General features: G+C 48.6%; 3 protein-coding genes. 1 reads left to right on the top strand and 2 read right to left on the bottom strand.

From position 1 onward, the window contains the following. Positions 1 to 203 (top strand): hypothetical protein (locus tag AKL11_RS25920; protein ID WP_216636791.1); only part of this gene is annotated, 203 nt, incomplete at its 5' end. Between the two features lie 194 nt (positions 204 to 397). Here the strand turns inward: AKL11_RS25920 and AKL11_RS10820 are convergent. Continuing rightward, positions 398 to 1,012, bottom strand: a complete 615-nt coding sequence (locus AKL11_RS10820; protein ID WP_067517218.1) for a superoxide dismutase — start codon at positions 1,010 to 1,012, stop codon at positions 398 to 400. A gap of 60 nt (positions 1,013 to 1,072) precedes the next feature. After that, entirely contained in the window at positions 1,073 to 3,460 is a 2,388-nt protein-coding gene (locus AKL11_RS10815) for an ATP-dependent helicase (RefSeq protein WP_067517217.1), read from the bottom strand. Between the last annotated feature and the right edge of the window lie 568 nt (positions 3,461 to 4,028).

Genomic DNA, 4,028 nt, shown 5'->3' with positions numbered 1-4,028 from the left:
TTACGCTGATGCTGAAAGATCTTCAGGAAAGTATCATTTTTATGCAGTTTATTTCAGCTTACAGGTTATTTGTCGCATGCATTTGCGATATTTGGGCAAAAGAGACTGACGACATAAACAGCACTTCCAGACTGGATTCTGTGATTTTTGACTTTATTGCGGCCCATCTCCGGTTTTTACTTTCAAGTCCGACAGCCTCCTAGCCCTATGAGGGTGTCGCAAAACTCCAGAAACCTCGTTCCCATGCTCCGCGTGGGAATGCATAGGCTGAATTTTCAATGGGTTAGAAGTATGGGTTCCCACGCGGAGCATGGGAACCAGGGCTTTTGCGACAACCTCCTATGCAGGAAAGATCTAAGATCAAGCCGAAAGCCGGGTTCATCTTGCGTGAACGATATCAGGCGGCTAATGCCTTCTGATGGCTTGAGGCAACTGCATCCCAATCCACTACATGCCACCAGGCGTCAATATAGTCAGGGCGACGATTTTGATAGGTCAGGTAGTAGGCATGCTCCCACACATCCAGAGCCAGAATGGGCTCACCTTTTACCGGTGCAATATCCATCAGTGGGTTGTCCTGATTACCGGTGGACGTAATCGCCAGTTCTCCATCGTCTTTAACAACCAGCCAGGCAAAGCCAGAGCCGAAAGTGTTGATAGCAGCGTCGGCAAACTGTTGTTTAAACGTCTCCAGATCACCAAATTTGGCATTTAACAGATTGGCAAAGTCACCCGTGGGTTGCTTTCCTTTTTCCGGAGACATGCAGTTCCAGTAGACAATGTGATTGTAATATCCACCGCCATGGTTACGAACGGCGGGTGGTTGGGTTGAAATACTGGCGAAAATCTCTTCAATGGGTTGGTCTTCGAGCTGGGTACCCTTTATGGCGGCCATGAATTTATCGTAGTAAGTGCGATGATGTTTGTTGTAGTGGACATCCATGGTCTTGGCGTCAATATAGGGCTCAAGGGCATCGTAATCGTAGGGCAGTTCCGGGAAGGTGTGGGACATCTTCTACACTCCTGACAGTGATTCAGCAAACGACAGCCATAGAGTGTAGTGGATGATTTCTTATTGAGCCTGCTGAAACAAGTGTCGTATTTCTTCAATTCGTGCGAATTTTCGAACCCCATGCTGACGGCTATCAAAACGGACTGAGAAGTTACTGTCGTTTACCTCAATCACTTCACCCCGGCCAAAAATAGCGTGATGAATGATCGCTCTCAGCTGCCAGGGGCCATTGGGTGATTGACCCGGTGTTCTTCCTTGAGGCACTTTGCTGCTCTGTTTTTTGGGTGCGATGGTTGCAACCTCTTTAATGCGCGCGTGCAAAGGAGGTCTTGCTGCAGAGACATAACGCTTTGATATAGGCGTTAGCCCGATTTTCTGAATAGCTTCCGAGAGTTCATCATCCGATTCGTCATGGAGCAAGTTGCCCAGTGATAAAACATGGGGCAGATTCATTTCTTGAACAAAAGGACTGATGCTTTCTTTTTGTTTTGATGCACTATCAGCAACACTTAAACGGCCTGTGAAGGTTGGTGTGAGATCACCGGTGGTGGTGAATAGATGCAGTTGTTCTTTTGCCCGGGTCATGGCGACATAAAGTAAACGACGTTCGGATTCAATTGCGTTCCCCGCACCAATGGCCAGATCATCTTCTCTTAAAAAAGGCCAGTATTGGCGGATCAACCCCGGGAGCAAGACCACTGGCCATTCCAGCCCTTTAGAGCGATGACAGGAACTCAGTGTCACGCCATGAGCGGAAGATTGGCGCTGCTTTTTCTGCTGCTGCCGTTTTTCAATCAATGCTTCAATGTGCAGGCAGCATACTGTCGTGTTTTCATCAAGCTGACGAAGAAAACGATGAAACCCTTTGATGGCCAGAATCTGCTCTTCGGTTCGCTGCTCGTTGAGACTCATGGATTTCAAGCTGTCGAAGATATCCGATTTTTGAAGGTAGGCAGCGATCAGGCTATGGGCTTTTTGTTGTTGCCCTGTTCTTTCCAGCCAGCTGAACAGTTCGGCTCTGTTCATTAACTTGCCTGCCTGAAAATCACTGATGTCTTTGATCAAAGGCAGCATTTTACCCATGGCATTGCCGAACTGCTCGGTGTGATCCTTCAGTCGTTGGCAGATCATGTCAATGTGATGATGTTTCAACCCAATATGGGGCAGGGTCAGAAGTTTGAACAGTTTTCGGTAGCGTATGTCCGCATCCAGATTGGCAAAGCCACCGCTGGCCAGCGTCATAGCATCAATCAGGGTTTCTATCTCCGGGCGCTGGAAAAGAGAAGGGCCGTCGGATGTGTAAGGAATGCCTCTTTCCAACAGGTTCAGCTCAATAGGCACCGCCTGTGCCCAGGCTCGAACCAGAATGGCAATGTCTTCACCCGGTGTGCCGGACGACAGATACTCTTGCAGCGTGTCGACCACAAGCCGACTGTCGTCTGAATCGGATTGGTTGATACGAATCAGGGACGGCTTGTTCTCGGTGTGGGCAATGCAGATGACATTTTTTCGAGCCCGGTTATGGCTAATCAAGTGGCTGGCAGCCAGGGCAATGCTATGTCCATAGCGAAAGGTGTGAGGGAGCGTTAACTCATGGACTTCACCGGTATCGCCGTAATCTTCCTGAAAATTGTGCAGGATATTATCAATGTTGGCGCCGGCAAATTCGTAGATGGTTTGATCCGGATCACCCACGGCGACCATTCGTGCCCTGGAACCAGCAATTAACCGGGTTAACCGGTGTTGAAGCGTTGAGGTGTCCTGATACTCATCGACAATGATGAAGTTCATGCGGTTTTCAATGCCGGGAATGACCTCAGGATTTGCCAGAATTAATGAAACCGGATCGTAAAGCATGTCGGTAAACGTAATGCTTTTTTCGTGGTGTCGCCACAGCTCAAACTGTTTGAACAGCTTGATGAAAAAACGGTAATCGTCGGTATAACCGCTTTTCTCAAACCATTGCTCTGGTGTCAGCAGGTGAGCCTTTACGGATTCGATAAAACTGATAGCGGCTTCAATAATGCGGGCAGCATCGGAACGAATGCGGTCTTTAATTGCGTCCGGTGCCAGTTTCAGTATCAGTGCTCTGACTTGCAACTCAACCACTTTTTCCGACAGTGGTTGTTTATTGTAAGACTCTCGGAGTCCCCAGCCTTCCAGTGTTCGCAGTAGTTTTAAGCCGGTTGAATGATACGTTCGGATTTCAGGCATCACCGGTATATCAGTCTGTTGTTGTGCAAGACGGCGGAGCTTTCGGGTGAAGTCCAGCTGCGCGGCCTTGTTAAACATCATCACCATGACCCGCCTTGGGTCTTCCCCTTTATTCAGAAGGTTAATGATCAGTTGCGCCAGCGTGGAGGTTTTACCTGAGCCAGCCACCGCAATGCAGAGCGCGTGATTCTGATCATGTTGGGCGACAGCTTGCTGGTTGGGGGTTAGTTCCATTAAAAATAGGCTTGGTTGAGGTTGGAAAGGCGTGTCTGGTGATTATACCCGTCGCCTTTCAAGTTGCTACTTTGTTGGCTGCGTTTATGCCCTCGGGTGCTCGCTCACCCCAATCACCTATTTCTTGTGGGCTCCTGGAACCCGAGGGACCTAAAGGCTTCGCTCATTTGCCGCCGCGTAGCAACTTGAAATCCTTTGGGTATATATGTTTTCCTGCTGAACGGTACACCATTCAAGAGCTGTATTTGATAGGGCGATAAACAAAGTTAGAGAAACTCAGCTATCAGGGATGATCGACGATGCGCATTGATCAGGGCGGGGGCGTCAACTCCACGGACACAAACAGAAAAACTGAACCACAGGATTTTCAGAAAGAGTTCAAAGGACATCAGGTTAAGAGTGCCCAAGGTGCAAAGACCGAAGAACTTACGAGGCATGGCGATAATGTGAGTGATAAACCAAAACTCACTTGAAACCATCGGTTTTATTTTGGTTTTGGCTTAACCGGTTTTCTGAGCACCTCTTCCTCCTCGTCAAGAGACGTCTTGGTATGGAGTCTGTCGGCTAA

It is taken from the genome of Endozoicomonas ascidiicola, from assembly GCF_001646945.1.
GTDB classification, from domain to species: Bacteria; Pseudomonadota; Gammaproteobacteria; order Pseudomonadales; family Endozoicomonadaceae; genus Endozoicomonas; species Endozoicomonas ascidiicola.
Note: the sequence above shows the minus strand (reverse complement) of the source record. Positions and strands in the feature narration are given on the sequence as shown.

Excerpts from the sequence above, each read along its gene's own strand:
- AKL11_RS10820 (WP_067517218.1), bottom strand. The coding sequence starts at position 1,012 with ATGTCCCACACCTTCCCGGAACTGCCCTACGATTACGATGCCCTTGAG.
- AKL11_RS10815 (WP_067517217.1), bottom strand. The coding sequence starts at position 3,460 with ATGGAACTAACCCCCAACCAGCAAGCTGTCGCCCAACATGATCAGAAT.